Annotated in this window: 19 protein-coding genes; 2 read left to right on the top strand and 17 right to left on the bottom strand. The window is 69.6% G+C overall.

Annotated features, from left to right (window positions below; all coding sequences use genetic code 11):
• Positions 1-110 precede the first annotated feature (110 nt).
• Positions 111-464 carry a CD225/dispanin family protein gene (locus nbrcactino_RS05090; RefSeq protein WP_161926377.1) on the top strand — a complete coding sequence of 118 codons (354 nt, stop codon included), beginning with the start codon at positions 111-113 and terminating at the stop codon, positions 462-464.
• Between the two features lie 119 nt (positions 465-583).
• Here nbrcactino_RS05090 and nbrcactino_RS05085 read toward each other — a convergent pair whose 3' ends face one another.
• The 12 genes from nbrcactino_RS05085 to nbrcactino_RS05030 form a co-directional block, all read right to left on the bottom strand.
• Positions 584-2587 (bottom strand): vWA domain-containing protein, encoded by a 2004-nt coding sequence (locus tag nbrcactino_RS05085; RefSeq protein ID WP_161926376.1) that lies wholly within the window; start codon positions 2585-2587, stop codon positions 584-586.
• A 9-nt stretch (positions 2588-2596) separates the two neighbouring features.
• Complete coding sequence (locus nbrcactino_RS05080; protein ID WP_161926375.1) at positions 2597-4021, bottom strand: sigma 54-interacting transcriptional regulator; 1425 nt, start codon at positions 4019-4021, stop codon at positions 2597-2599.
• Between the two features lie 22 nt (positions 4022-4043).
• Positions 4044-5603 carry a bifunctional phosphoribosylaminoimidazolecarboxamide formyltransferase/IMP cyclohydrolase gene (gene purH / locus nbrcactino_RS05075; protein WP_161926374.1) on the bottom strand — a complete coding sequence of 520 codons (1560 nt, stop codon included), beginning with the start codon at positions 5601-5603 and terminating at the stop codon, positions 4044-4046.
• Positions 5600-6202, bottom strand: a complete 603-nt coding sequence (purN, locus tag nbrcactino_RS05070) for a phosphoribosylglycinamide formyltransferase (protein ID WP_161926373.1) — start codon at positions 6200-6202, stop codon at positions 5600-5602. The genes purH and purN overlap by 4 nt, the downstream gene beginning before the upstream one ends.
• 31 nt (positions 6203-6233) lie before the next feature.
• Positions 6234-7640: a cell division protein PerM gene (locus tag nbrcactino_RS05065; protein ID WP_161926372.1), complete on the bottom strand. Its 1407-nt coding sequence runs from the start codon at positions 7638-7640 to the stop codon at positions 6234-6236.
• A gap of 143 nt (positions 7641-7783) precedes the next feature.
• The gene (locus nbrcactino_RS05060; RefSeq protein ID WP_161926371.1) at positions 7784-8791 is read right to left on the bottom strand and encodes a hypothetical protein; all 1008 of its coding nucleotides are present in this window, start codon (positions 8789-8791) and stop codon (positions 7784-7786) included.
• Positions 8792-8912: 121 nt separating this feature from the next.
• Positions 8913-9758: an HpcH/HpaI aldolase/citrate lyase family protein gene (locus tag nbrcactino_RS05055; protein WP_161926370.1), complete on the bottom strand. Its 846-nt coding sequence runs from the start codon at positions 9756-9758 to the stop codon at positions 8913-8915.
• Positions 9759-9802: 44 nt separating this feature from the next.
• Positions 9803-11455 carry an AMP-binding protein gene (locus nbrcactino_RS05050; protein ID WP_161926369.1) on the bottom strand — a complete coding sequence of 551 codons (1653 nt, stop codon included), beginning with the start codon at positions 11453-11455 and terminating at the stop codon, positions 9803-9805.
• Complete coding sequence (locus tag nbrcactino_RS05045; RefSeq protein ID WP_161926368.1) at positions 11448-11960, bottom strand: MaoC family dehydratase; 513 nt, start codon at positions 11958-11960, stop codon at positions 11448-11450. The genes nbrcactino_RS05050 and nbrcactino_RS05045 overlap by 8 nt, the downstream gene beginning before the upstream one ends.
• Positions 11957-13102: an acyl-CoA dehydrogenase family protein gene (locus nbrcactino_RS05040; protein WP_161926367.1), complete on the bottom strand. Its 1146-nt coding sequence runs from the start codon at positions 13100-13102 to the stop codon at positions 11957-11959. The genes nbrcactino_RS05045 and nbrcactino_RS05040 overlap by 4 nt, the downstream gene beginning before the upstream one ends.
• Positions 13103-13118: 16 nt before the next feature.
• Positions 13119-15185: an acetyl/propionyl/methylcrotonyl-CoA carboxylase subunit alpha gene (locus nbrcactino_RS05035; RefSeq protein ID WP_161926366.1), complete on the bottom strand. Its 2067-nt coding sequence runs from the start codon at positions 15183-15185 to the stop codon at positions 13119-13121.
• A gap of 1 nt (position 15186) precedes the next feature.
• Positions 15187-16776, bottom strand: a complete 1590-nt coding sequence (locus nbrcactino_RS05030) for a carboxyl transferase domain-containing protein (protein ID WP_161926365.1) — start codon at positions 16774-16776, stop codon at positions 15187-15189.
• A 172-nt stretch (positions 16777-16948) separates the two neighbouring features.
• On the opposite strand from nbrcactino_RS05030, the gene nbrcactino_RS05025 reads away from it, so the two are divergent.
• Positions 16949-20479 carry an indolepyruvate ferredoxin oxidoreductase family protein gene (locus tag nbrcactino_RS05025; protein WP_161926364.1) on the top strand — a complete coding sequence of 1177 codons (3531 nt, stop codon included), beginning with the start codon at positions 16949-16951 and terminating at the stop codon, positions 20477-20479.
• A 1-nt stretch (position 20480) separates the two neighbouring features.
• On the opposite strand, the gene nbrcactino_RS05020 is transcribed toward nbrcactino_RS05025, so the two are convergent.
• From nbrcactino_RS05020 to sucC, 5 genes are all read right to left on the bottom strand, one after another.
• Positions 20481-21107: a TetR/AcrR family transcriptional regulator gene (locus tag nbrcactino_RS05020; RefSeq protein ID WP_161926363.1), complete on the bottom strand. Its 627-nt coding sequence runs from the start codon at positions 21105-21107 to the stop codon at positions 20481-20483.
• Positions 21101-21724 carry a nitroreductase family protein gene (locus nbrcactino_RS05015; RefSeq protein WP_161926362.1) on the bottom strand — a complete coding sequence of 208 codons (624 nt, stop codon included), beginning with the start codon at positions 21722-21724 and terminating at the stop codon, positions 21101-21103. The genes nbrcactino_RS05020 and nbrcactino_RS05015 overlap by 7 nt, the downstream gene beginning before the upstream one ends.
• Before the next feature lie 39 nt (positions 21725-21763).
• The gene (locus tag nbrcactino_RS05010; protein ID WP_161926361.1) at positions 21764-23311 is read right to left on the bottom strand and encodes a DUF222 domain-containing protein; all 1548 of its coding nucleotides are present in this window, start codon (positions 23309-23311) and stop codon (positions 21764-21766) included.
• Between the two features lie 144 nt (positions 23312-23455).
• Positions 23456-24391, bottom strand: a complete 936-nt coding sequence (gene sucD / locus nbrcactino_RS05005; protein WP_161926360.1) for a succinate--CoA ligase subunit alpha — start codon at positions 24389-24391, stop codon at positions 23456-23458.
• Positions 24392-24403: 12 nt separating this feature from the next.
• Positions 24404-25567 (bottom strand): ADP-forming succinate--CoA ligase subunit beta, encoded by a 1164-nt coding sequence (sucC, locus tag nbrcactino_RS05000; RefSeq protein WP_161926359.1) that lies wholly within the window; start codon positions 25565-25567, stop codon positions 24404-24406.
• Positions 25568-25725 lie beyond the last annotated feature (158 nt).

Here is a 25725-nt window from a genome sequence, read left to right as displayed (position 1 = left end):
CTTGGACTTTGGATATACTCACCGCGTTACACCCTCACCAACATGGAATTGTCAGCGCGGACCCTCCGTGCCCCACGGCCGGGTGTGATCAGACCATAACAGGAGTAAATGTGACTTCCCCCTACGACCCGCAGAACAACCCCGGCGCCACTCCTGGTCAGCCGTTCCCCGGACAGCCGGTTCCCGGACAGTACGGCGCCGCGGGACCGGAGCCCGACAACAACCTCGTCTGGGCGATCCTGTCAACCGTGTTGTGCTGCCTTCCCCTCGGCATTGTTGCCATCATCAAGTCGACCTCGGTGTCCAAACTGTGGGCGCAGGGTGATGTCGCTGGCGCCCAGAAAGCCGCCGAGGACGCTAAGAAGTTCGCCATCTGGGGCGCCATCGCCGGTGTCATCGTCCTGGTCATCCTGGTCATCCTGAACGTCGCACTCGGTCTGGCAGCCAGCAGCAGCGGCTACTGACAGTCCCCGAGCGGGAGATCCAACCTGCCAGATAAGAGCCCTCGCCGCGCACGAGCGCAGCGGGGGCACTTTTCTATTGGCTTGTATTGGCCGACACCTCTCTACCGTTCCTCGTGGAACTAACGCTGACGGCCACGGCCGCGCAGATAGTCGCCGACGACGGCGGCACCGAGGCCGTCGACATCGGGAGCCACCACCCGGCCACCAACGCGGCGGGCGATCCGGTCGATGAACATGGCCAACCCCGGATCCTCGCCCAGACGGAAGATCGTGATCTGCGCACCCATCCGCGACAGGTGGTCGAGCTCAGACACGGTCAGCCCGATGGTCTGCGGATGCGGCGGATAGTAGAAGAACGACTCCCCCGACGGTTCCAGGTGCGCAGTCGGCTCGCCGTCGGTCACGATCAGCACCACCGGAGTCGCGTGCGGGAACCGCCGCAGGTGTCGTTGCGCGAGTAACAACGCGTGATGCAGGTTGGTGCCCTGCTCCATCCGGGGCGACAGCCCGGCCAACTCTCCGACGTCGATGGTGCGGGCCTCGCGGCCGAATGCGATGATCGCCAGCTCGTCGGTGCGGAACCGCGTCGAGATGAGGTGGTTGAGTGCGATCGCGGTCCGCTTCATCGGCGTCCACCGCCCCTCCATCTCCATCGAGAAGGAGGTGTCGACGAGGAGGACGACCGCCGCCTGGCTGCGCGCCTCGGTCTCGGTGATCTCCACGTCGCCGATCTCCAGCCGCACCGGCCGACCGGGACTGAACTCCCCCGCCCCGGCTCCGCGCACGACGGCGTTGGTGATGGTGCGCGGCACATCCCACGGTTCGGTGTCGCCGAAGGCCCACTCCCGGGTGGCTCCGGTCGGTTCGCCGAGGCGGCCCGACAGCCGCGTTTCCCGTTCCCCGCGCCCGGTCAACCGCTCGGCGACGTCGGCGAGCACCGAATGGCCCAATTGGCGCATCGCCTTGGGACTCAGGCGCATCTCGCCGTCGGCGCCCCGCTCGAAGAATCCCTGGTCGCGCAACGCCTGTTCCAACCGCTGCAACGTCCGGGCGTCGACGGCCGCGTCGTCGCCCAGTTGTCGGGCCAGCGCGTCCAGATCGATGTCGGCCAGGTCCGCACCGGCGTACTGCTGGCTCATCGCCTCACTCAACTCGTCGAGCTCGGCCAAGTCGGCCATCGCCGTGGCAGCCTCCCCCAAACCCATGGGGCGCTCGCCGGAGAACTCGCGCGAACCATCCCAGTCCAGGTCTGGGCGGGCCATCTGCAACTGCGAGTCGACCTGGGCCAGCGCGTTCATCAGGTCGGGCGACCCGAAGGCCTGCTGGGAGAGCTGGTCGAGCTCGGCACGCTGCTCGGGCGAGAGCGAGTTGTAGAACTGTTGCGCCGCGGCACTGCGCTTGGCCAACGACTCGACGAGCTCATCGGTGTTGCGCGGGTTCTCCGGGAAGAACTGCCCGTGCTTGGCCATGAAGTCGGCGAAGGCGTCGGTGGTGTCCTCGCCGCGGTTGTGTTTGGCGAGAAGGTCGTTCAGATCCGACAGCATCTCGGTGATCGCCTGGCGATCGTTCTCGTCGGCGCCCTCCAAGGCCGACTTCACCCCGGCGAACCGTTGCTCGAGCAGCTCGCGCCCGAGTAGGTCGCGGATCTTCTCGTAGTCCTGGCGGGCCTGCGGACTGCGCCACTGGTATTGCGCCAACTCGTTGACCGCCGCGGCCGTCGAGGACGGGAGGTTGCCGATCTGCATCTCGGCGAACCGCGCGTCGTCGTCGAGGTCGCGCGCCAACTGCTTGCGCTCCTCGAGGACGGCGCGGTCGAGCAACTCCCGGATTTCGGCGAAGGTGCCGTCGAGGTTGCGCTGCTTCAGAATCTCGTTGCGGCGGCGGTTGATCCGTTCGCGCAGTTCGTCAAGGCCCCGCATGGTGGGCGTGCCCCGCCGCAGCAGTTCGCGCAGCGCCCGCTGCGGCGACGACCCGGCCATGACGTCGGCACCGATCTCGTCGAGCGCCTCGCGCAGGTCCAGCGGTGGCGCCAACGGGTCGGGGCCGCCCTGATACCGGTCGTAGCGCGAGCGGTGGAAGTTCCGCCGGCTGCGCCCCTCGGCGTCGGAAACGGGCTCGGACATCGCTGGTCGCTACCCGTAGACCGTCTGCCCCGCGTCATCGGCTTCCTTGCCGATGCGCCGGGCGAGGAACAGCCCCTCGAGGGCCAGTTCGACGGCGGCCGCGCGCTCCCCGTCGGTGTCGGCGTCGAACCGCGCGGCAATCGCCTCGACCGTCTTGCCGACCGGCTCGTCGGCGGGCAAGGACCCCAACAGGTCGGTGGCGGAGACACGGTCGCCGGTCACCACCGGGTGCCCGTCTTCGAGGGCGACGACCAGCGGTGCGAGATCGATCCCGCCGAAATGCTCGCGCACCGTGTCGGCCACCGACTTGCGCAGCAGGTGGGCGAGGATCTCCAGTTCGCGCCCCTCCTCCCCCGATTCGAACTCGATCTTGCCGCGCAACACCTCGACCACCGACTCCAGGTCGACGACCCGCGCCACCGGGGCCTCCTCGTCGCCGCCCACCACCGCGCTGCGGTGCAGGGCCGCGGCGGCCACCGTCTCGGCACCGGCGATCGCGAACCGCGCGGACACGCCCGACCGCTGGTCGATCGCCGGGTTCTCCCGCGCATAGCGGGTGAAGCGCGCCAGGATCTCCAGCAGGTGGTCCGGGACCGTGGCCAGCAGGTCGGCCTCCTGCTCGATGACGCCGACCTCGTCGTCGAGCTCGAGCGGGTAGTGGGTGCGGATCTCGGCGCCGAACCGGTCCTTGAGCGGGGTGATGATGCGCCCGCGGTTGGTGTAGTCCTCCGGGTTGGCACTGGCCAGCACGAGGACGTCGAGCGGGAGGCGCAGCGAGTAGCCGCGGACCTGGATGTCGCGCTCCTCCATCACGTTGAGCATGGCGACCTGGATCCGCTCGGCCAGGTCGGGCAGCTCGTTGATCGCGACGATGCCGCGGTGCGCGCGCGGGATGAGTCCGAAGTGAATGGTCTCCGGGTCGCCGAGGCTGCGGCCCGCCGCAACCTTCATCGGGTCGATGTCGCCGACCAGGTCGGCCACCGACGTGTCGGGGGTCGCCAGCTTCTCGCTGTAGCGCTCGCTGCGGTGCCGCCACGCGATCGGCAGCTCATCGCCCAGCTCGGCCGCCCGGCGCTTGGACTCCGGGGTGATCGGCTCGAACGGGTGCTCGCCCAGCTCCGAGCCGGCGATGACCGGTGTCCACTCGTCGAGCAGGCCGACGATGGTGCGCAGGATGCGGGTCTTGCCCTGGCCGCGCTCGCCGAGGAGGACGACGTCGTGACCGGCCAGCAGGGACCGCTCGAGTTGCGGAATCACCGTCGACTCGAGGCCGACGATCCCGGGCCAGGGATCCTCGCCGGCCCGCAACGCGGTCAGCAGGTTGTGCCGGATCTCGTCGCGGACGCTGCGCTGGACGTGGTCGGAAGCGCGCAGCTCTCCGACGGTCGCAGCGGCGGGTGGACGGGGTGCGGTGGATTCGTTGGAGGTCGCCACGACTCCACGCTACCCCCAGAAATCAGTGCGCGAAGTGGCGCGCCCCGGTCAGGTAGAGGGTGACCCCGGCCTTCTCCGCGGCGGCGATGACCTCTTCGTCGCGGATCGACCCGCCCGGTTGCACCACCGCACGCACGCCGCCGTCGATCAGGACCTGCAGCCCGTCGGCAAACGGGAAGAAAGCGTCGGAGGCCCCCACCGATCCCGCGGCCCGCGCCCCCGCCCGTTGCACGGCGAGGTGCGCGGAGTCGACGCGGTTCACCTGGCCCATGCCGACGCCCACCGAGGCGCCGTCGACGGCCAGCAGGATCGCGTTGCTCTTGACCGCGCGGCAGGCGCGCCACGCGAACTCCAAGTCCGCGAGGGTGGTGGCGTCGGCCGCCTCGCCGGCGACCAGGCGCCAGTTCGCCGGGTCGTCGCCCTCGGCGTCGAGGACGTCGCGCTGCTGGAGCAACACACCACCGGAGACGGGCCGCAGTTCGGTGCCGGTCTGCGTCGGCGTCTGCGCGATCAGGATGCGCAGATTCTTCTTCTTGGACAGCACCTCGACGGCGCCCTCGGCGTAGGACGGCGCGATGATCACCTCGGTGAAGATCTCGGCAACCTGCTCCGCCATCGCCAGGCTGACCTCGCGGTTGGCCGCGATGACCCCGCCATAGGCGCTGACCGGGTCGCACTCGTGCGCCTTGCGGTGCGCGGCCGCGATGTCCTCGCCGACGGCGATGCCGCACGGGTTCGCGTGTTTGACGATCGCGACCGCGGGGGCGGTGAAGTCGTGCGCGGCGCGCCAGGCGGCGTCCCCGTCGGTGTAGTTGTTGAACGACATCTCCTTGCCGTGCAGCTGGTCCGCCTGCGCGAGACCCGCCGCCCCGGAGTTGTCGGTGTAGAGCGCGGCGGCCTGGTGCGGGTTCTCGCCGTAGCGCAGCACCGCCGACCGGCTCCACGTCGCACCGGCCCAAACCGGGAACTGCGACTCGGTGTCGGGAACGACGACGCTGGTCATCCACGAGGCGACCGCGACGTCGTAGTCGGCGGTGTGCCGGAACGCCTTGGCAGCCAGGGCCTGCCGCTCAACCAAGCTGAAGCCGCCGCCCGACACCGCCGCCCCGATGCCCTCATAGTCGGCGGGGTCGACGACGACGGCAACCGACGGATGGTTCTTGGCCGCCGCCCGCACCATCGACGGGCCGCCGATGTCGATCTGCTCGATGCACTCGTCGGGAGTGGCACCCGAGGCGACCGTCTGGGTGAAGGGGTACAGGTTGACCACCACCAGCTCGAAGGGGGCCACCCCCAGCTCGTCGAGTTGGGCCAGGTGGTCGTCCTTGCGGGTGTCGGCCAGGATCCCGGCGTGCACGCGCGGGTGCAGCGTCTTGACGCGGCCCTCCAGGCATTCCGGGAATCCGGTGAGTTCGGATACCTCGGTCACCGGAACACCGGCGGCGGCAATGGTTTTCGCCGTCGAGCCGGTCGACACGAGTTCCACGCCGGCACCGTGAAGGGCGGTCGCGAGCTCGGTCAGGCCGGTCTTGTCGTACACGCTGACGAGTGCACGGCGGATGGGGCGCTTGGTATCGGTCACGGAATCTGGGCCTTTCGTCCGTCGGTGACCACCCCACGGGTGGCAAGGGCTGTGACGACGTCGGTGAGCAGCACGCGTTCGACCTGCTTGATGCGCTCATGCAACGTTTCTTCGGTGTCGTCGGGCTCGACGGCCACCGGGGTCTGGGCGAGAATCGGGCCGGTGTCCACGCCGCCGTCGACGAGGTGCACCGTCGTACCGGTGACCTTCACGCCGTAGGCGAGGGCGTCGGCCACGCCGTGGGCGCCGGGGAACGCCGGGAGCAGCGCCGGGTGGGAGTTCACCACGCGGCCGGCGAACCGGTCGAGGAAAGCGGGGCCGAGGATCTTCATGAATCCGGCGGTGGCCACCCACTCCGGCGCGAAGGCGGCGGTTTGCTCGGTCAGGGCGCGGTCCCAGGCACCCCGGTCGGGGTAGTCGCCGAGCCGGCAGGTGATGACTGCGATCCCCCGCTGCGCGGCCAACTCGGCCGCCCGGCAGTCGCGGTCGACGGCGACGGCCACCACGTCGAAGGCAGCCGAATCCGCCTCGGCGGCGTCGAGCAGCGCGGTCAGGAGGGAGCCGGTGCCCGAAGCCAGTACGGCAACGGGAACCGTCACCTGATCTCCTCGGACTTCACGATCAGCGATTCTAGTCGGCGGGCAGATCGTCGACGAACATGAGGTCCTCGAGGTCGTCGATGACCGGCGCGTCGTCGTCGGGCCGGTAGAAGACCGGGGTCGGCTCGGCCGGTGCCGCGGCAGGCTTCTCCGCCTTGGTCTCGGCCCCGGTCGCGTCGTCGGTCCCGGCCCCGTCGTCGGCATCGGCCGCCGGTGCGGCGGCAGCGGCAGCGCGCCGGGCCTCTTTGGTCTCGCGCCGCAGTCCGTTGGCCAGCGCGGTGACGACGCCGATCACCGCGACCCAGGCGAAGGCGAGTGCCGCCGCGAGAGGCGCATCGGCACCGGCGCGCCCCAGCTCGCCGACCGATCCGCCGGCCACCGCGGTGGCCACCAGCATCAGCACGGCGACGGTGGCGGCGCTGATCGCGACGCGCCGCACGTTGCGCGCCAGGTCGATGTGCCTGGTCCGCAGTGCCGCCCACACCCCGATGGCCAGCGGTACCGCCAGAGCCGTCGCCCACAGGAAACGGATGGGCGGTGCGCCGGGAACGATCGCCAGAATCGGCAACGCCGGCACCGCACCGGTTTGCGGGTTGAACACGTCGACAATCGCCGTGCCGATCGGCACCGGGGTCCCGAGTAGGGCCGCGGCAGCATCCACGACCACGTTGGGCAGGTAGAGCAGCGAGACCACCACCAGCCCGAGGTAGCCGTCAAAGCGGTTGCCCTCGGCCACCACCGCGGCCACCGACTGCCAGTTGAGGATCAACAGGGCACACACCGCGACCGCCCCGGCGCCGATGAGCATCAGGGCGGCCAGCGCGCCGGTCCGCAAACCGACCACGAGGTCGTCGAGCCGCGCGCCGCCGATCCCGAGCCGGCCGCACCACTCGCGCCAATCACGGCGGGCGATTCCGGCCACGGTCCCCCCGCCGTACACCGCGACGGTCGCGAGGAATGCCCACAGCGCATTCGGCGGGTTGACCGGGAGCACCGAGCTTCCGTCGAGCACCACCGCCAGCGCCAGGGCCATGATGAGCAGCGGTCCCCCGACGGCGGCGCCGACGAGCGCGGCGAGGTCCGACGGTGTGGTGCGCAGGCGGGCCGACGGACCGGTGTAGATGAAGACGGCGGCGACCAGGGCGATCGTGGGAAGCATCGGCAGCGTCGAAAGCCCGACCCCGCCGATGCTCAACGGCACCTGGTGCAAACTCAGCCAGGCCGATCCCAGTGCGGTACCGAAAGCACCGAATCCCGCGCCGGACAGGGCGAGCGTGATGGCCACGATCACCGTGAGCACCAGCAGCGTCACCAACGGCACGGCAAAGGCGACGATGACCAGTTCGCGTGCCGTTCCGGCGGAGTTGAGGGCGTGTTCGCGCTGGGTCTGCCGCACCTGCCGCAGACGCGTGGCGAGGGATCCGTTCTGTCCTTTCATCGCTGTTCAGCGTCTCAGCCATCGTCGGCGGCGACACGCAGGCGCGCCGGGGCGAGGCCAAAGTCACGGCGGACGCACGAACCGCCCGGGATACGCAGCAGCCCCGGCCGAATCCGGCCGGGGCTGCTGGCGATGGGTGCGTGCTACTGCTGCTGCTCGCCGGTGTTGATGACCGACGTGGCGCTGTCGCCGGCCTGCTGTGCGGCACCGGCTGCGGTGTCCACGACCTGGGTCGTCGCCGACGAGGCGGCATCGACGGCGGCCTGGGCCTCGGTGCCGGCCGCGGCGGCGGCGTCAGCCGCGGGAGCGGTCGCCGCCGGGTACGAGTAGGCGCTGGCGGCCGGAGCGGCCACCGTGGTGGCGGCCGACGGGGCGGTGGCCGACGAGGCGGTGGTGCCCCCGGTCGCAGCGGCAGTCGCCTCGGCCGACTCCGCGGCCGCCTCGGCCTCGGCCGAGCCCGGCTCCGGGGCGACCTTGACCTTGCCCAGCGTGACGAGCAGCCAGAAGATCGCCACGCCGAGGGTGACAAGACCGAAGAAGACGCTGACGTAGGCGATCACCTTGCCGCCGTCGTAGAACAGCGAGCTGATGAGGAGCGATCGCACGAGACCGCCCAGGAAGGCCACGGCGGCCACCGCGGTCACGACCGTGGCGAGCACCTTGTCCTTGGCGATCCCGGCACCGCCGGCCACCGCGCTGAGCACGATCAAGATGAGGGCCCACTCAAGGTTGAACGCGTCGGCGAACAGGCCGAGGAGGAAAAGAATCACGCCGAGCCCGAGTGTGACGAAGGCCAGAATCTGGGCGATGTTCGACGGCAGGCCCTGGCTCGGCGGCTTCGGCAGAGTGTAGGCCTGCTGTTGGCCGTAGTAGGCCTGCTGGCCGTACTGCTGCTGGCCGTACTGCTGCTGGCCATAGGCCGGCTGCTGCCCGTACTGCTGCTGGCCATAGGCCGGCTGCTGCCCGTAGCCCTGCTGGCCATAGGCGGCCTGCTGCTGGTCGTAGCCCTGCTGGCCGTACGCGGCCTGCTGGCCCTGCTGGTCGTAGCCCTGCTGGCCATACGCGGCCTGCTGGCCGTAGGCCTGCTGCCCATAGGCGGAAGGATCCTGGGCGGCCGGCTGCTGCCCGTAGCCGCTCGGTGGGTAACTCATGTGGTCTTGACTCCTTCAATCGTTCTGGCGCCCGGGCGCGAGTGTGATCGCACGCACCAAATTGCACCCCCACGCTAATACATGTCCAGCACCGGCGTCGGCGGCGATGTCCCCGGGACGACTATCGGCCCGCCCTCAGCAGCACCGCGCGGGCCTGGCTCAACACCGGCCCGTCCACCATTCGACCGGCAAAGGTGAACACCCCGGAGTGCTCGTCGGAGGCTGCGATGACCGCGGCGGCCCACTCGACTTCGTCGGGGGTCGGGCGATAGGCGTCGCGGATGGTGGCCACCTGCGACGGGTGGATGCAGGCGGTGGCCTGGTAGCCCAGCGCCACCGCGTCGAGTACCTCGTACCGCAGGCCCTCGACGTCGTCGATGTCCAGGTGCACCGCGTCGACGGCGAACCGGTCGTGGGCAGCCGCGGCCAGTCGGACGGTGGCCCGCACGGTGCGGGCCACGTCGCGGTAGGTCCCGCTGCGCGGTTCGTCGGGTCCGAAGCGCGACGACGAGCCGCCGAGGCCGGCGACGAGGTCCTCGGCACCCCACATCAGCCCGATCACGTTCGGCGCCGCGGCGATGTCGTTGACGTTGACCGCCCCGAGTGGCGTTTCGATCAGTGCGATCGATTGCATCTCGGTGCGCGCGACCTCCTCGGCGGTCTGCGCCTTGGCCACGAGCACCACCCGGTACATCGTCTCGGAGATGGCGGCCAGGTCGCGGCGCGCCTCCCCGGTCGACGCGGAGTTGATCCGCACGATGGTCCGGTCCGGGTCCAGTTGGTTCGCCACAAGTGCCTCGCGGGCCGCCTCGCGCCGGTCCGGCGCCACCGCATCCTCGAGGTCGAGGATCACCACGTCGGCACGCTCGGCGGCCTTGGCGTAGCGGTCGGGCCGGTCCGCGGGACAGAACAACATCGCGGGCCCCGGAGGGCTCCACCGGAAATCGGAACCACCGCTTGCAGACATAGTCGAACCGTACTTGATCATCACGACGCCGGTGCCCGGGTGGACTAGGCCAGCCCGAGCAGTTCGATCGCGGATGCACGCATGTCGACCTTGCGGACCTTGCCGGTCACCGTCATCGGGAACTCGTCGACCACGTGGACGTACCTGGGGATCTTGTGCCGGGCGATCTTCCCCGCGGCGAAGGCCCGCAGGTCGTCGGCGGTGAAGTCGGCCACCCCGTCGCGCAGCCGGATCCAGGCCATCAACTCCTCGCCGTAGCGTTCGTCGGGGACGCCGATCACCTGGGCATCGAGGACGTCGGGATGGGTGTAGAGGAACTCCTCGATCTCGCGCGGGTAGATGTTCTCCCCGCCGCGGATCACCATGTCCTTGATCCGACCGGTGATCTGCACGTAGCCGCCGTCGCCCATCACCGCGATGTCGCCGGTGTGCATCCACCCGTCGCCGTCGATCACCTCGGCCGTCTTGTCCGGCTGGTTCCAGTACCCGGTCATCACGCTGTACCCCCGGGTGCAGAACTCGCCGGCCTGTCCGCGCGGCAGCGTCTCCCCGGTCGCCGGGTCCACGACCTTGATCTCCAGGTGTGGTCCCACCCGGCCGACGGTGGCGACGCGCAGGGCCAGCTCGTCGTCGGTGCGGGTCTGGGTGGAGACCGGCGAGGTCTCGGTCATGCCGTAACAGATCGACACCTCGGCCATGTGCATGCGGTCGACGACTTCGCGCATGACTTGTTCGGGGCAGGGCGACCCGGCCATGATCCCGGTGCGCAGCGAGGACAGGTCGTAACCGTCGAAGTCGGCCAGTGCGAGCTCGGCGATGAACATCGTCGGGACGCCGTACAGGCTCGTGCAGCGGTGTTCGGCCACGGCGCGCAGCGTGGCCGCCGGGTCGAAGGCCGGTGCCGGGATGACCATCGCGGCGCCGTGGGTGGTGGCCGCCAGGTTGCCCATCACCATGCCGAAGCAGTGGTAGAAGGGCACCGGGATGCAGATCCGGTCGGCATCGGTGTAGGCGAGCAGTTCGCCGACGAGATAGCCGTTGTTGAGGATGTTGCGGTGCGTCAGCGTCGCCCCTTTGGGCGCGCCGGTGGTCCCCGAGGTGAACTGGATGTTGATCGGGTCATCGGCGTCGAGGGCCGCAGCCGCCGCGGCGACCCCGGCGAGCTCGTCCTCGGTCGGTTCGGCCAGCAACCCGTCCCACTCGGGGCTGCCGAAGACGACGAGTGACAGCGGCGAGGACAGCGACCGCGTCGCGGCCTCGATCATCGCCGGATAGTCGGAGTCCTTGAACGCCGGCGAGGCGAGCACCAGCGAGATGCCGGCGTGGCGCAGCGCGAAGTCGAGTTCGTGTTGGCGATAGGCCGGGTTGACGTTGACCAGCACGGCGCCGATGGCGGCGGTGGCGTACTGGGTGAGCACCCACTCGGCGCGGTTGGGCGACCACACCCCGACCCGGTCGCCGCGGCGCACCCCGCTGCGCAGCAGACCGGCGGCCAGGGCACGGACGTCGCGCAGCATCTCCCGGTACGTCCACCTGAGCCCGGCGGCGGCGTCGGCGATCGCGAGGTTGTCGGCGAAACGTTCGGCGGTGGCGGTGAAGTTGTCGTAAACCGTGTCATCCAGCAGCGGCGGCGACGGCTCGCCCCGGGCATAGGACGGGTCGGCGATCGTCGCGTCGGCGGTCGGGGAATCACTCATTGTTCGCACCTTTCTGCTCGCGCAGACGCACCAGGGTGGATCGCGACGCCCGGGCGACGACGACTCCGTGTTGGTTGCGGCCGATGTGGGTCAGGTTCACCACTCCTTCGCCGGGCCGCGAACGGGATTCGCGCTTCCCGGTGCACTCGGTCTCCGCGTAGATCGTGTCCCCGGCGAACAACGGCGCCGGAAAGGCGATGTCGGAGAATCCGAGGTTGGCCACGAGCGTGCCCTGGGTCAGTTGCGCCACCGACAGCCCGACGATCGTCGACAGCGTGAACATCGAGTTGATGAGCCGCTGGCCGCCGAACCCCGGCTGGGTCGCCGACCAGGCCGCGTCCAGGTGCAGCGCCTGCGTGTTCATCGTCAACGTGGTGAACAGGACGTTGTCGGCCTCGGTGACCGTCCGCCCGGGCCGGTGCTCGTAGATCGTGCCGATCTCGAACTCCTCGAACCACAGCCCCCGCTGGGTGACCCGTGGCGCATTCCCAGCGTCGGTGCTCATGACAGTCCCAGCGAGCGGGCGATCAGCATCAGCTGCACCTCGGTGGTCCCCTCGCCGATCTCCAAGATCTTCGAGTCCCGGTAATGCCGCGCCACGGGGTATTCGTTCATGAACCCGTATCCGCCGTGGATCTGGGTGGCCATGCGCGCGTTGTCCATCGCCGCCTCGCTGGAGATCATCTTCGCGATCGACGCCTCCTTCTTGAACGGCTTGCCCGCGAGCATCTTGGCCGCGGCGTCGTAGTAGGCGACCCGGGCGGTATGGGCCCGCGCCTCCATCCGTGCGATGGCGAAGGAGACCGACTGGTATCCGGCAATCGGCTGCCCGAAAGACTTCCGCTCCTTCGCGTACCGCACGCTCTCGTCGACGCAGCCCTGCGCGGCACCCGTCGCCAGCGCGGCGATCGCAATCCGCCCCTCGTCGAGGATCGACAGGAAGTTCGCGTAGCCGCGGCCGCGGTGGCCCAGCAGGTTCTCCGCGGGTACCCGGGCATCGGAGAAGCTCAGCGGATGGGTGTCCGAGGCATTCCAGCCAACCTTGTTGTAGGCCGGCTCGGCGGTGAACCCGGGGGTCCCCGACGGGACGATGATCGTCGAAATCTCTTTTCCGCCATCGGGTTTCGTCCCGGTGACCGCGGTGACCGTGACCAGGGAGGTGATATCGGTACCGGAGTTGGTGATGAACTGCTTGGACCCGTTGATCACCCAGTCGCCGCCGTCGGCGACCGCCGTGGTGGCCGTGGCGCCGGCGTCGCTGCCCGCCCCCGGCTCGGTCAGCCCGAAGCCCGCCAGCCGCTTGGCGGTGACCAGGTCGGGCAACCAGGTCTGCTTCTGCTCGTCGGTGCCGAATCGGTAGATCGGCATCGCGCCGAGGCTGACCCCGGCCTCCAGCGTGATGGCCACCGACTGGTCGACCTTGCCCAACTCCTCCAGGGCAAGGGCGAGCGCGAAATAGTCGCCGCCCATCCCGCCGTACTCCTCGGGGAACGGCAGGCCGAACAAGCCCATCTCACCCATCTGGGCGACGACCTCATACGGAAAGCTGTGCTCCTCGTCGTGTTTGGCCGAAACCGGTGCGACCACCGAACGCGCGAAGTCGCGCACCGTGTGGACCAGGTCGGTGTACTCCTGTGTCAGTTCCATTCCCGACGTTCCTCCATTACTCGCCGGACTCGGCGTCCGGGGTGACGTGTGCCAAAACCTGTGCCGCATCGACCTTTTCGCCGACCCGCACCGCAATCGAGCAGGTTCCGTCGATGGGCGCGCGCAGCGTGTGCTCCATCTTCATCGCCTCGACGACGACCAACGGGTCGCCGGCGCAGACCGCGCCGTCGGCTCCGGGCACGTCGACGATCGTGCCGGGCATCGGCGAACGCACCTCCCCGGCGGCTTCCGCGTCGTCGGCGGCGGCCAGCGCGTGCGCCGGGCGGATGATCCAGGTGCCGTCCTCACCGCACACCCACCGCTCGCGGCGCTCGGTCTGGTCCACCACCCACCGGGACCCGATGCCGTCACACCGCAGGGTGACCGCGCGGGCGCTCGACGCACCCACCGTGCCCCGTGGCTTGAGGTAGACCGGACCGGTCCACATCACCTCGTCGTCCTCGTCGCGGACCGTGGCCTGGCCGTGCAGCGTCCGGGTGTCTGATCCCGCGACGAGCACCGCGACCGTGTACTTGTGCCCGTCGCAGACCAGCCGTGCCGTGACCGGTGACGGTGCGCCGATGCGGAACGCGACCGCGCTGCTCCACACGTCGTCACCGGTCCCGAGGTCAAGGGTGCCGAGGGCACCCGCGATCAGGGCGGCCGGCGTGGGTGCCGCCGCGGCATAGTCGACGACGAGGCGGTCCAGCAGCGCGGTGTCCAATTCGCCGGCCCGCACCGCCGGGTGAGCCAACACCGAGCGGCAGAAGTCGATGTTGGCGCCGACCCCGACCAGGACCGTCTTCGCCAGCGCCTCGTCGAGCCGGTCCAGCGCCTCGGTGCGATCCGCACCGTGACAGATGACCTTGGCGAGCATGGGGTCGTAATCGGTGCCGACGACCGAGCCGGTGTCGATACCGGCGTCGACCCGCACGCCGGCCCCGTCCGGCCAGTGCAGCGCCCGAACGGTGCCCCCGGTGGGCAGGAAGCCCTGGGCCGGGTCCTCGGCGTAGACCCGCGCTTCGATCGCGTGCCCGGTGAGCACCACGTCGTCCTGGGCGATGCCCAGCCGTTCGCCGCGGGCGACCCGGATCTGTTGCTCGACCAGGTCGACGCCGGTGACCATCTCGGTGACCGGGTGCTCGACCTGCAGGCGGGTGTTCATCTCCATGAAAAAGAACTCGTCGGGGCGGTGGGCCGACACGATGAACTCGACCGTCCCCGCGCCGGTGTAGCCGACGCTGCGCGCCGCGTCGCAGGCCGCGGCGCCGATCCGTTCCCGCGTCGCCGCGTCGAGCAACGCCGACGGCGCCTCCTCGATGACCTTCTGGTGCCGCCGCTGCAGCGAGCACTCGCGCTCGCCGAGGTGGATGACCGTCCCGTGCTCGTCGGCGAGTACCTGCACCTCGATGTGGCGCGGGGTGTCGACGAAGTGCTCGAGGAACAGCGTGTCGTCGCCAAACGCGGCGGCCGCCTCGCGCCGCGCCGAGACCAGCGCCTCGCGCAGACCGGCCGGGTCGTCGACGCGGTGCATGCCCTTGCCGCCGCCGCCGGCGCTCGGCTTGATCAGGACGGGGAAGCCGATCCCGGGGGCCGCCTCGACCAGGTCGTCATCGGTCAGCCCGGGCCGCGACAGCCCCGGCACCACGGGGACCCCGCGTTGCGTGACCGCGTCGCGCGCGGCGATCTTGTCGCCCATCGTCGCGATCGCCGTGGCGGGCGGGCCGATGAACACGATGTCGGCCGCCGCCAGCGCCGCCGCGAAATCCTGGTTCTCCGAAAGGAATCCGTATCCGGGGTGGACGGCGTCGGCACCGGTCCGCACGGCCGCGTCGACCAGCTTGGCGATGTCGAGATAGCTCTGCGCGGCCGGTGCCGGCCCGAGCCGGACCGCGACGTCGGCGGCGCGCACGTGCGGCGCGTGCGCATCGGCGTCGGAGTAGACGGCGATCGAGCGGATACCCATGCCGCGCAGCGTGTCGATCACGCGGCAGGCGATCTCGCCGCGGTTGGCGACCAGCACGCTGCGGATCGGACGCGTCGGCGCCGTCGTCGGGGTCGGTGATGTCGTTGCTGTAGTCATGTCACATCCGGAAGACGCCGTTGTTGACCTCGGTCAGGGGCGCGTAGCGGCACGCCTCCAACGCCAGGCCGAGGACCGTGCGGGTGTCGGCGGGATCGATGATCCCGTCATCCCACAGACGCGCCGTTGAGTAGTACGCGTCGGACTGGGTTTCGAACTGCTGCCGGATCGGCGCCTTGAACTCCTCCTCGGCCGACTCCGACCAGTCCTCCCCGGACCGGGTGAGTTGGGCGCGGCGAACGGTCGCGAGGGTGTCGGCGGCCTGGGGCCCGCCCATCACCGAGATGCGGGCGTTGGGCCAGCTCCAGAGGAAGCGCGGCGAGTAGGCCCGGCCGCACATCGAATAGTTGCCGGCGCCGAACGACCCGCCGATCATGACCGTCAGCTTGGGCACGCGCGCGCAGGCCACGGCGGTGACCATCTTGGCCCCGTTCTTGGCGATGCCGCCCTCCTCGTACGCCCGCCCGACCATGAAGCCGGTGATGTTCTGCAGGAAGACCAGCGGGATGCGGCGACGGTCGCACAGTTCGATGAAGTGGGCACCTTTGAGCGCGGATTCGGAGAACAGCACCCCGTTGTTGGCCACGAAGCCGACGGGATGACCGTGCACCCGGGCGAAAGCGGTGACCAGGGTGGTGCCGTAGTTCGCCTTGAACTCGGTGAACTCCCCGCCGTCGGAGAGGATCTCGAGGACCTCGTGCACGTCGTACGGTATGCGCGGGTCGGTGGGCACGACGTCGTAGAGATCGTCCTGTGCGCGCTGCGGTTCACGGGTGGGTACGGTCTCCCACTGCGCGGACTCGCGCGGGCCGAGTGTCGCGACGATGTCGCGCAACGCGATCAGCGCCTGCTCGTCGTTGTCGACGAGGTGGTCGGTCACGCCGGACACCGAGGAGTGCATGGCCCCGCCGCCGAGGTCCTCGGCGCTGACGTCCTCGCCGGTGGCGGCCTTCACCAGCGGCGGGCCGGCGAGGAAGATCGTGCCCTGGTCGCGCACGATGACGTTCTCGTCGCTCATCGCCGGCACGTAGGCCCCACCGGCGGTCGAGGAGCCGAGGACGGCGGCGAGTTGAGGGATCCCCGCGGCACTCATGTTGGCCTGGTTGAAGAAGATCCGGCCGAAGTGCTCGCGGTCGGGGAAGACCTCGTCTTGCTGCAGCAGCATGGCGCCGCCGGAGTCGACGAGGTAGAGGCACGGCAGCCGGTTGGCCGCGGCGATCTCCTGCGCGCGCAGGTGCTTCTTGACCGTGACCGGGTAGTAGGTGCCACCGGACACCGTCGCGTCGTTCGCGACGATCATGCACTCGCGCCCCGCGACCTGGCCGATCCCGGCGACGACGCCGGCGCTCGGCGCCTTGTCCTCATACATGCCGTGGGCGGCGAGCGGCGCGACCTCGAGGAAGGGCGATCCCGGATCGAGGAGCACGTCGATGCGATCGCGCACGAGCAGCTTGCCGCGCTCCAGGTGGCGCGCCCGCGCCTTGGCCCCACCGCCTGCCGCCGCGACGGCCAGCCGCTCGCGCAGCACGGCGACATTGGCCCGATGCGCTCCGCGGCTACCCTCGGGTGCCTCGTCGTCTGTGCTGGTCACGCTGAATCCTTCAGTTAGCGCCTATTAACTGAACCGAGTGTAGGTGACGCCCGACACAGTTGTCACCCCGCTCCTCGATTCTCCCACCTTGCGTGACGCAGCTCACAAGATTGCCTAGTCTTGGGGTAGGCCCGCACACCCCCGCGGACCGAAACGAAGGTTGGGTGATCCCATGACCCTCGCAGATGACCGAGCCCACCGCGTCGAGCAACGCACGGTGGCGCCGCCGACTGCCGAGTTCTCGCTCGACGACCGCTACCGCCGGGAGTCGGGCACCGTCTATCTGACCGGCATCCAGGCCCTGGTCCGCATGATCGTTGACCGCGCCGTCGTCGACCGCCGCGCCGGGTTGCACACCGCGTCCTTCCTCTCCGGCTACGAGGGTTCCCCGCTGGCCGGCTACGACCTGGAACTCGCCCGCCGGCACGACCTCCTCGCACCCTTCGACGTCGAGCACCGGCCCGGCCTGAACGAAGAGATCGCGGCCACCTCGGTGATGGGCTCACAAGTCGCGGCCCGGGTCGGGCACCTCGCCGCCGACTCCGCCGGACACCGCCGCGACGGCATCGTCGGGTATTGGTACGGCAAGGCCCCCGGGCTCGACCGGGCGACCGACGCCCTTCGGCACGCCAACCTCGTCGGCTCCCATCCCACCGGCGGCGCCGTCGCCCTCGTCGGCGACGATCCGGGCGCGAAGAGCTCCACCGTGCCCTGCGCCTCGGAAATGGCACTGGCCGACCTCTACATGCCGATCCTCTACCCCGCCGACAGCGCCGACATCCTCGACTTCGGCGTCCATGCCGCGTTGATGAGCCGGGTTTCGGGGCTGTGGACCTCCCTCAAAATCTCCGCCCACGTCGCCGACGGCGCCTCCACCGCGACCGTCGGACCCGGCCTGGTCATCCCCGACTACGGCGGTCTGGGTACCAGCCCGCACATCCCCAGCGGCCACCTGCTCGGCGCCAACCTCATGGAGCTGGAGCAGAACCAATTGACCATCCGGCTGCCCCGCGCACTCGAATACGCCCGCCTCAACGGGCTCAACCAGATCGTCGCGCACACCGCTGACGACCGGATCGGCATCGTCGCGGCCGGCAAGACCTATCTCGACGTTCGAGAAGCCTTGCGGCACATTGGGATCGGCGACGCCGATCTGGGCCGGAGGGGTATCCGCATTCTGAAACTCGGGCTGGTCTACCCGATGGAGACCGGCATCCTGGACCGCTTCATCGACGGACTCGACGAGGTGATCGTGGTCGAGGAGAAGCGCGACTTCATCGAGACGATGATGCGCGACATCCTCTTCCGCCGGCCCGGGGTGCCCGCCATCGTCGGCAAGGCGCACGAGGACGGCTCGACGCTGTTCTCCCGCTTCGGCGAACTCGACGTCGACGCGGTCACGCGCGGCCTCGCCGAACGGCTGGGCCGGCACCATCGGATCGAATCGGCCACGCGATGGCTCGACGACCACGGCCGCCATCACGACCGGGTGTTACTGCCGCTGGCGGTCCGCACCCCGTACTTCTGCTCCGGTTGCCCGCACAACAGCTCCACCAAGGTCGGGCCCGACACCCTCGTGGGCGCCGGGATCGGCTGCCACGCGATGGTGCTGCTCATGGACGAGCACCAGGTGGGCGACGTCACCGGGATCACCCAGATGGGTGGCGAAGGAGCCCAATGGCTGGGCATGGCACCGTTCCTCGACGAGGCGCATTTCGTCCAGAACATCGGCGACGGCACCTTCGCCCATTCCGGCTCGTTGGCCCTGCGCGCGGCGGTCGCCTCCGGGGCGAACCTCACCTACAAGCTGCTCTACAACGGCACCGTGGCGATGACCGGCGGCCAGGACCCGGTCGGTGCGATGGACCTGCCGCGCCTCGTCGGCCTACTGCTCGCCGAGGGGGTGTCGCGGGTCGTGGTCACCACCGACGACGTGGCGCGCACCCGTGCCCTCGGCCTGCCCGCCGAGGCGGCAGTCCGCCACCGCGACGAAATGCTCGAGGTCCAGCGCGAACTGGCCGCCGTCCCCGGCGTGACTGTCCTGGTCCACGACCAGTACTGCGCCGCGGAGAAACGCCGCAAACGCCGCCGCGGCACCTACGACACCCCGGCTCGGCGGGTCATGATCAACGAGCGCCTCTGCGAGGGGTGCGGCGACTGCGGCCAGAAGTCCAACTGCCTGTCGGTCCACCCGGTCGACACCGAGTTCGGCCGCAAAACACAGATCGACCAGAGCTCCTGCAACCTCGACTTCTCCTGCCTGACCGGCGACTGTCCGGCCTTTGTCACGGTGGTTCCGGGGCACCGGCGGGCGCAGACGGTGTCCCCCCTGGCGGCCGACGCGGTACCCGAGCCCGCCCGCCCGGCCACCGCGCGACGGGACTTCACCCTGCGGGTGACCGGCATCGGCGGCACCGGCGTGGTCACCGTCTCGCAGATCCTGGCCACCGCCGCGGTCTGCGACGGCGCCGCCGCCCGCACCGTCGACATGACCGGGCTCGCCCAGAAGGGCGGTGCCGTCGTGAGCGACCTCAAGGTGTCGGCGCATCCGGTCGAGCAGGCCGCGAAAGTCGCGGCCGGCGACTGCGATGTCTACCTGGCCTGCGATCAACTGGTGGCCACCGACCCGGTGCACCTCAAGGTGGCGTCGCCGACCAAAACCGTGGCCGTGGTGTCGACGACCCGCGTGCCGACCGGGTCGATGGTGACCTCGACCGCCGTCGGCTTCCCCGCGCCCGAACAGGTCCACTCAGTGATCGATGAGACAGTCGCGCGCGCGGTCTACCTCGATGCCGGCGCATTGTCCGCGGAGCTGTTCGACGACGAGCAGTACGCGAACATGATCGTCGTCGGCGCGGCCTATCAGACCGGCGCCATCGGCATTTCCGCCGCCTCCATCGAACGCGCGATCGGCCTGAACGCCGTGGCCGTCGACGCCAATCGGCAAGCCTTCCGGCGCGGTCGGCAAGCCGTGGCCGACCCCGATGCCCTGCACCGCGACATGGCCGCGATTCACCCGGCCGCCCCTGACCCGGAACCCAGCGACGCCGCACGTGCCGCGGTCGCCGAGTTGGCCGGGATCTCCGACGAGCTGGCCGCCGTCGTCGCATGCCGCTACGACGAACTGGTCGCCTATCAGGACCGGGCGTATGCCCGGACCTACCTCGCCGACCTCGACCGCGTCCACGCCGGCGGGCTGGGTGAGGAGTTCACCGGCGCGGTGGCGCGCAACCTGTACAAGCTGATGGCCTACAAGGACGAGTACGAGGTCGCCCGGTTGACCGAGGACCCCGGTTTCGCCGCCGCGGTCGCCAACGCCTTTGGCGACGATGCGACCACCGCCGTCCAACTGCATCCACCGACACTGCGCGCAGTGGGCAGACGGGAGAAGATCGGTTTCGGCCGCCGCACCCGGCCGGTCCTGCATTGGTTGGCGAAGGCAAAGCGGCTGCGCGGCACGGCGCTCGATCCCTTCGGGCACACCGCGGTCCGCCGGACCGAACGGGAACTCGTCGTCGAGTATCGGGCCGCCGTGGCCCGGGTGCTGGACCGACTCGGATCCGATCGGTCGGCCGCGGCCCGGGCCACCGCGATCGCCATCGCCGAACTGCCCGACCTGGTGCGCGGCTACGAATCGGTCAAGATGGCCAGCGTCGCGCGCTACCGCGCCGAGCTGGCCCGCCTGCTCGCCGACTTGGGTTGAGTCACTCGTCGGCCCGGGCGCCGAGCGCGGCCAGCGCCATCGCGGTCAAGACCGGGCGCAACCGCGAGGAGGGGAACGGCGGCAGCCGCGGTGAGGAGTTGAGCAGCCCGAACATCGCGTGAACCCGCACCCGCGCCTCGTCCCGCCCCATTTCCGGCAGTTCTCCCTCGGCGGCACACTCGAGCACGACATCGATCCAGCGCTCGACATACCGGCGCTGCAGCAGGCGCACCCGGTGGTTGGCGGCCGGAGTCAGCGAGGGCAGGTCCCGGTCTTGCACGACGATCACGTCGGGTTTGGAGACCAACACCTCGATGTGGAAACCGATCAGTTCGACCAGCGTCGTCGTCGGCGCCAGCCCCCGCTCCACCACCTCGTTGCCGCCGGTGAACAACCGCTCGCTGATCTCCAGGAGCAAGGTGTCCAGGACGTCGGTCTTCGACGAGAAGTGCCGGTACACCGCCGGTCCGCTGATCCCCGCCTCGGCGCCGATGTCTTCGAGCCGGACGGCGGCGAAGCCGCGCTCCGCCATGAGTCGTGCCGCGGCGGTCAGCAACTCGGCCCGACGTGCCGCCTTCGCCCGGCCGCGCTGGGTGCGCGGGGGCGGTGAGGACGGGACGGTCACCATCCGTTGACGTGCAGCACGTCGTCGAGTGGGCGGCGCGGGGCGGGTTGGAAACCGGTGCCGGTGTAATAGGCGACGGGGAGCAGGACACCCTGCACGACGCCGTCGGGGATCCCGAGGAGCTCGGCGACCTCGCTCTCGTATTGCAGGTGCAGCGTCGTCCAGGCGGACCCGAGGCCGCGGGCACGCAGGGCGAGTTGCAGGCTCCACGCGGCCGGCAGCAGCGAGCCCCAGACCCCCGCCTGGTTGCCCGCCGGCAGTCCTTGCCGACCGACGTAGATCGCGCCGATCACCAGGACGGGCACCGTTTCGAGAACCTCGGCGAGGTAGGTGGCGCTCGAGGCCACCCGCTCCCCGGTCGCATCGGTGCGCTTCTGGGCAGCGATATAGGGCTCGAACGCCTTCCGGTAGGCCTGTGCGATCCCCCGCTTCTTCTCCGGGTCGTCGACGACGATCCAATGCCACGTCTGCGAGTTGCTCCCACTGGGCGCCTGCAGCGCCACCTTCAACGCCTCGCGGATGAGCTCCAGCGGTACCGGGCGCGTCAGATCGAGCCGCTTGCGCACCGACCGGGTCGTGGTCAACAGCTGGTCGGGGTCGAGGGGCAGCAGTTCACTCATGCCTTGAACTGTAACCAGCACCGCGCCTCGCCGTGCGGATCAGGCGGCGAGCACCAGCGCCAGTGCTCGCTCCACGGCCGAACCCGGGTCGACGAACGTGCGTGGCCGGACATCCGGCCGGGTGCGAAGCATCGTGGTTCGGCGCGGCGGCTCGGGCGGCGGTTGTGGATGCCCACGCAGAAAGGCTTGCGGATGGTGGACCGGATTGGTGCGGTAGGGCCCGTCCGTGCCGGCGAGGCGCCAACCGACGCGGCCCTCATCGGGCCCATCGGCGATGATGGTGGTCTCCCATTGCCCCGGCCGGGTCCCGACGTTTCGGTTGTCGGTCCCACAGGCGGCGGCCAACTCGTTGATGTCGGTGTTCCCACCGTCGGCCCAGTCGCGCTGACCGTGGTGGGCCTGGGTCCGCGCGAATGGCTCGGTGCACATCGGCCGCGTGCACCCGCGATCGGCGCCGAACATCGCCAGTCGTTGCGTCTTGGTGGCAAACCGGCGGCCGCGGCGGAAGTCGAGGACGGTCCGCGTGCTGGTCTTGAACACCTCCAGCCACGGGGTGGCATCGGCCGCGAGGGCGACCAGGTCGGGGATGGGCACCAGGGTGCCGGTCGCGGTCAGCGCAACACCGGCACGGCGCGCCAGGTCTGCCTCGTCGACGGTGATGACGACCTCCGCCGGAAGCCGGTCCGGACGACCCAGCCCCTCGTGTCCGAGGATCCAGTCCAGGCCGTGTTCGATGGCGTCGTGGTTGCGTTGCGAGGGTGTCCGGGTGTCACGACGGACCGCGTCCCCCAGCGCCTCCCGATCGGACCCGTCGAGTTCGGCCTTCGAGCCCGACATGCTGCTCTCGTCGTCCGGGTTGTTCATCCCCGGTGCGGCCCAGTTGTCCAGCAACACCTCCAACTTCGCCCGCAGCGCCGGGGTGAGGTAGCCGGAGATCTTCGACATCATTCGACTGTCCTGGCGGCCGATGGTGATCCCTCGGCGCCGTTGCCGGTCAATGTCGTTGCCGAGCGTCCCGTCGGGGTCCAGGTGCGCCAACAGTCGCTGCCCCAGCGGGCGCAGGTCGGCCGGTGCCAGCTCGCGTGCGGCGTTGGCCAGGACTTCCACCGCCGTGGTGACCTGGTCGGGGTCCGCCATCATCGGCACCTTGGCCATGATGTGTTCGACTTCGACGACGTGGTCGGCCGAGACCTGGGCTTCGGCCACACCGGCGGCGAGGGGCTCCCACTTCGGCGGCAGCTTGTCACCGGTCATCGAGGTGAAGACGCCGATCGACGCGGCCACCGCGAGGCGGCGCTTGGCCTCACCGTCACCGAGGCGCAGGTGCTGCGCGTAGAACCGCTTCACCGTGGTGTGACCGACGTGCGAGTACAACTCTCGGTCGCTGATCTCGACCAACAAAGCCGCATTCACCGCTGCCGCGCGGCGCCACGCACCTTCGACGGCTTCCACCGTCTCGAGGACGTCGGCGTCGGCGGTCAGACCCAACGGTGATTCGGCGAGCTTGGCGACCGCGGCATCGATCAGCCTCGCCAGTTCCGCCGGCGAATCGGGTAGACCCGCGTCCGCGAACTCCTCCCCGGCCATCGGATCCCCCTCTCAACTAGAACGTACGTTCATACTACCTCGTCAATGTGACTCACGCAACAGGTATGGGCTCCCCCACGCACACAGCCCCGCACCCGGGTACCGGGTACGGGGCTGTGTGGTGGCCCTGGATGAGGACTGCCGTCAGGCGAGGCCCTCGAACAGCTCGCGGGCGAGCTTGGCCGTCTCGCTCGGCGTCTTGCCGACCTTGACCCCGGCCGCCTCGAGGGCTTCCTTCTTCGCCTGGGCGGTGCCCGAGCTGCCGGAGACGATCGCGCCGGCGTGGCCCATGGTCTTGCCCTCGGGCGCGGTGAAGCCGGCGACGTAGCCGACGACCGGCTTGGTGACGTTGGCCTTGATGTACTCGGCCGCCCGCTCCTCGGCGTCGCCGCCGATCTCGCCGATCATGACGATGAGCTTGGTCTCCGGGTCCTTCTCGAACGCCTCGATGGCGTCGATGTGGGTGGTACCGATCACCGGGTCGCCGCCGATGCCGATGGCGGTCGAGAAGCCGAGATCGCGCAGCTCGTACATCATCTGGTAGGTCAGCGTGCCCGACTTCGACACCAGACCGATCGGGCCCTTGCCGGTGATGTTGTTCGGCGTGATGCCCACGAGGGCCTCACCCGGGGTGATGATGCCGGGGCAGTTCGGGCCGATGATGCGGGTCTTCGGAACCCTCGCTCCATCATTGTCGCTCGCCGAGGCTCGCTCCAGGTTGTAGGCCCACGCGTACGCGGAGTCCTGCACCGGAATGCCCTCGGTGATGACCACCAGCAGCGGGATCTCCGCGTCGATGGCCTCGATGATGGCGTCCTTGGAGAAGGCCGGCGGCACGAAGGCGATGGACGTGTCGGCACCCGTCTTCTCGATGGCCTCGGCGACCGACGCGAACACCGGCAACTCGACGGGGTTGCCGTCGGCGTCGACGTGGCTGACGGTGGTCCCCGCCTTGCGCGCGTTCACGCCGCCGACCACGTTGGTGCCCGCCTTGAGCATCAGTGCGGTGTGCTTGGTGCCCTCGCCGCCGGTGATGCCCTGGACGATGACCTTGTTGTCCTTGTTGAGGTATATCGACATTGTCTGCGTCTCCTACTTGCTCGCCAGCTCGGCAGCCTTGTCGGCGCCCGCGTCCATGGTCTCGGCCAGGGTCACGAGCGGGTGGTTGGCGTCGGCGAGGATCTTGCGGCCCTCGTCGACTTTGTTGCCGTCGAGGCGGACCACGAGCGGCTTGCTCGCGGCGTCGCCCAGCTTGGCGAGGGCGCCGACGATTCCGTTGGCGACCGCGTCACAGGCGGTGATGCCGCCGAAGACGTTGACGAACACGCTCTTGACCTGGTCGTCGCCGAGGATGACGTCGAGGCCGGCGGCCATCACGTCGGCCGAGGCACCACCACCGATGTCGAGGAAGTTCGCGGGTTTCACACCGCCGTGGTTCTCACCGGCGTAGGCGACCACGTCCAGCGTGGACATGACCAGTCCGGCGCCGTTGCCGATCACGCCGACCTGACCGTCGAGCTTGACGTAGTTGAGGTCGTTCTCCTTGGCCTTGAGCTCGAGCGGGTCGGTGGCGTCCCGATCCTCGAACTCGACGTGCCCGGGCTGGCGGAAGTCGGCGTTACCGTCGAGGGTGACCTTGCCGTCCAGCGCGAGGATCTGATCGTCGGGGGTGCGCACCAGCGGGTTGACCTCCACCAGCAGGGCGTCCTCGCCGACGAACACCTCCCACAGCTTGGCGATGGTGACCGCTGCGGCGTCGAGCACCTCGGCGGGCAGGTGGCCCTGCTCGGCGATCGACCGGGCGGTGGCCAGGTCGACGCCCTTGACGGCGTCGACGGGCACCTTGGCGAGGCGATCGGGCTTGGTCGCGGCGACCTCCTCGATCTCCATGCCGCCCTCGACCGAGCACATGGCCAGGTAGGTGCGGTTGGCGCGGTCGAGCAGGAAGGAGATGTAGTACTCCTCCGCGATATCGCTGGCCTCGGCGACCAGCAGCTTCTTCACGACATGGCCCTTGATGTCGAGGCCGAGGATGTCTTGGGCGTAGCGCTCCGCGTCATCGGGAGTCGCCGCGTACTTCACGCCGCCGGCCTTTCCGCGGCCGCCGGTCTTCACTTGGGCCTTGACCATGACGGGCTTACCGATCTCCTCGGCAATCACTCGCGCATCGGCCACACTGTCGGTCACCCGTCCCTGTGAGGTGGGCACCCCGTGCTTGGCGAAGAGTTCCTTCGCCTGGTATTCGAAGAGGTCCATCGATTCACCATTCCTATCGGCGCCCGTCATCTCGGATGTGACACGGGCGATACTTCGGACTTTAAACCCCGGCCAAACGAAGCGTTCGCTCGGCTCCCGATCGCCTACGTTAGGACACACTGCGTGCCCTGGTTCGCGCACCGGTATCACGTGTGGAA

Source organism: Gordonia crocea, from assembly GCF_009932435.1.
Lineage (GTDB): Bacteria > Actinomycetota > Actinomycetes > Mycobacteriales > Mycobacteriaceae > Gordonia > Gordonia crocea.
The sequence above is the reverse complement of the archived record's forward strand: the minus strand, read 5'-3'. Positions and strand labels throughout refer to the sequence as shown.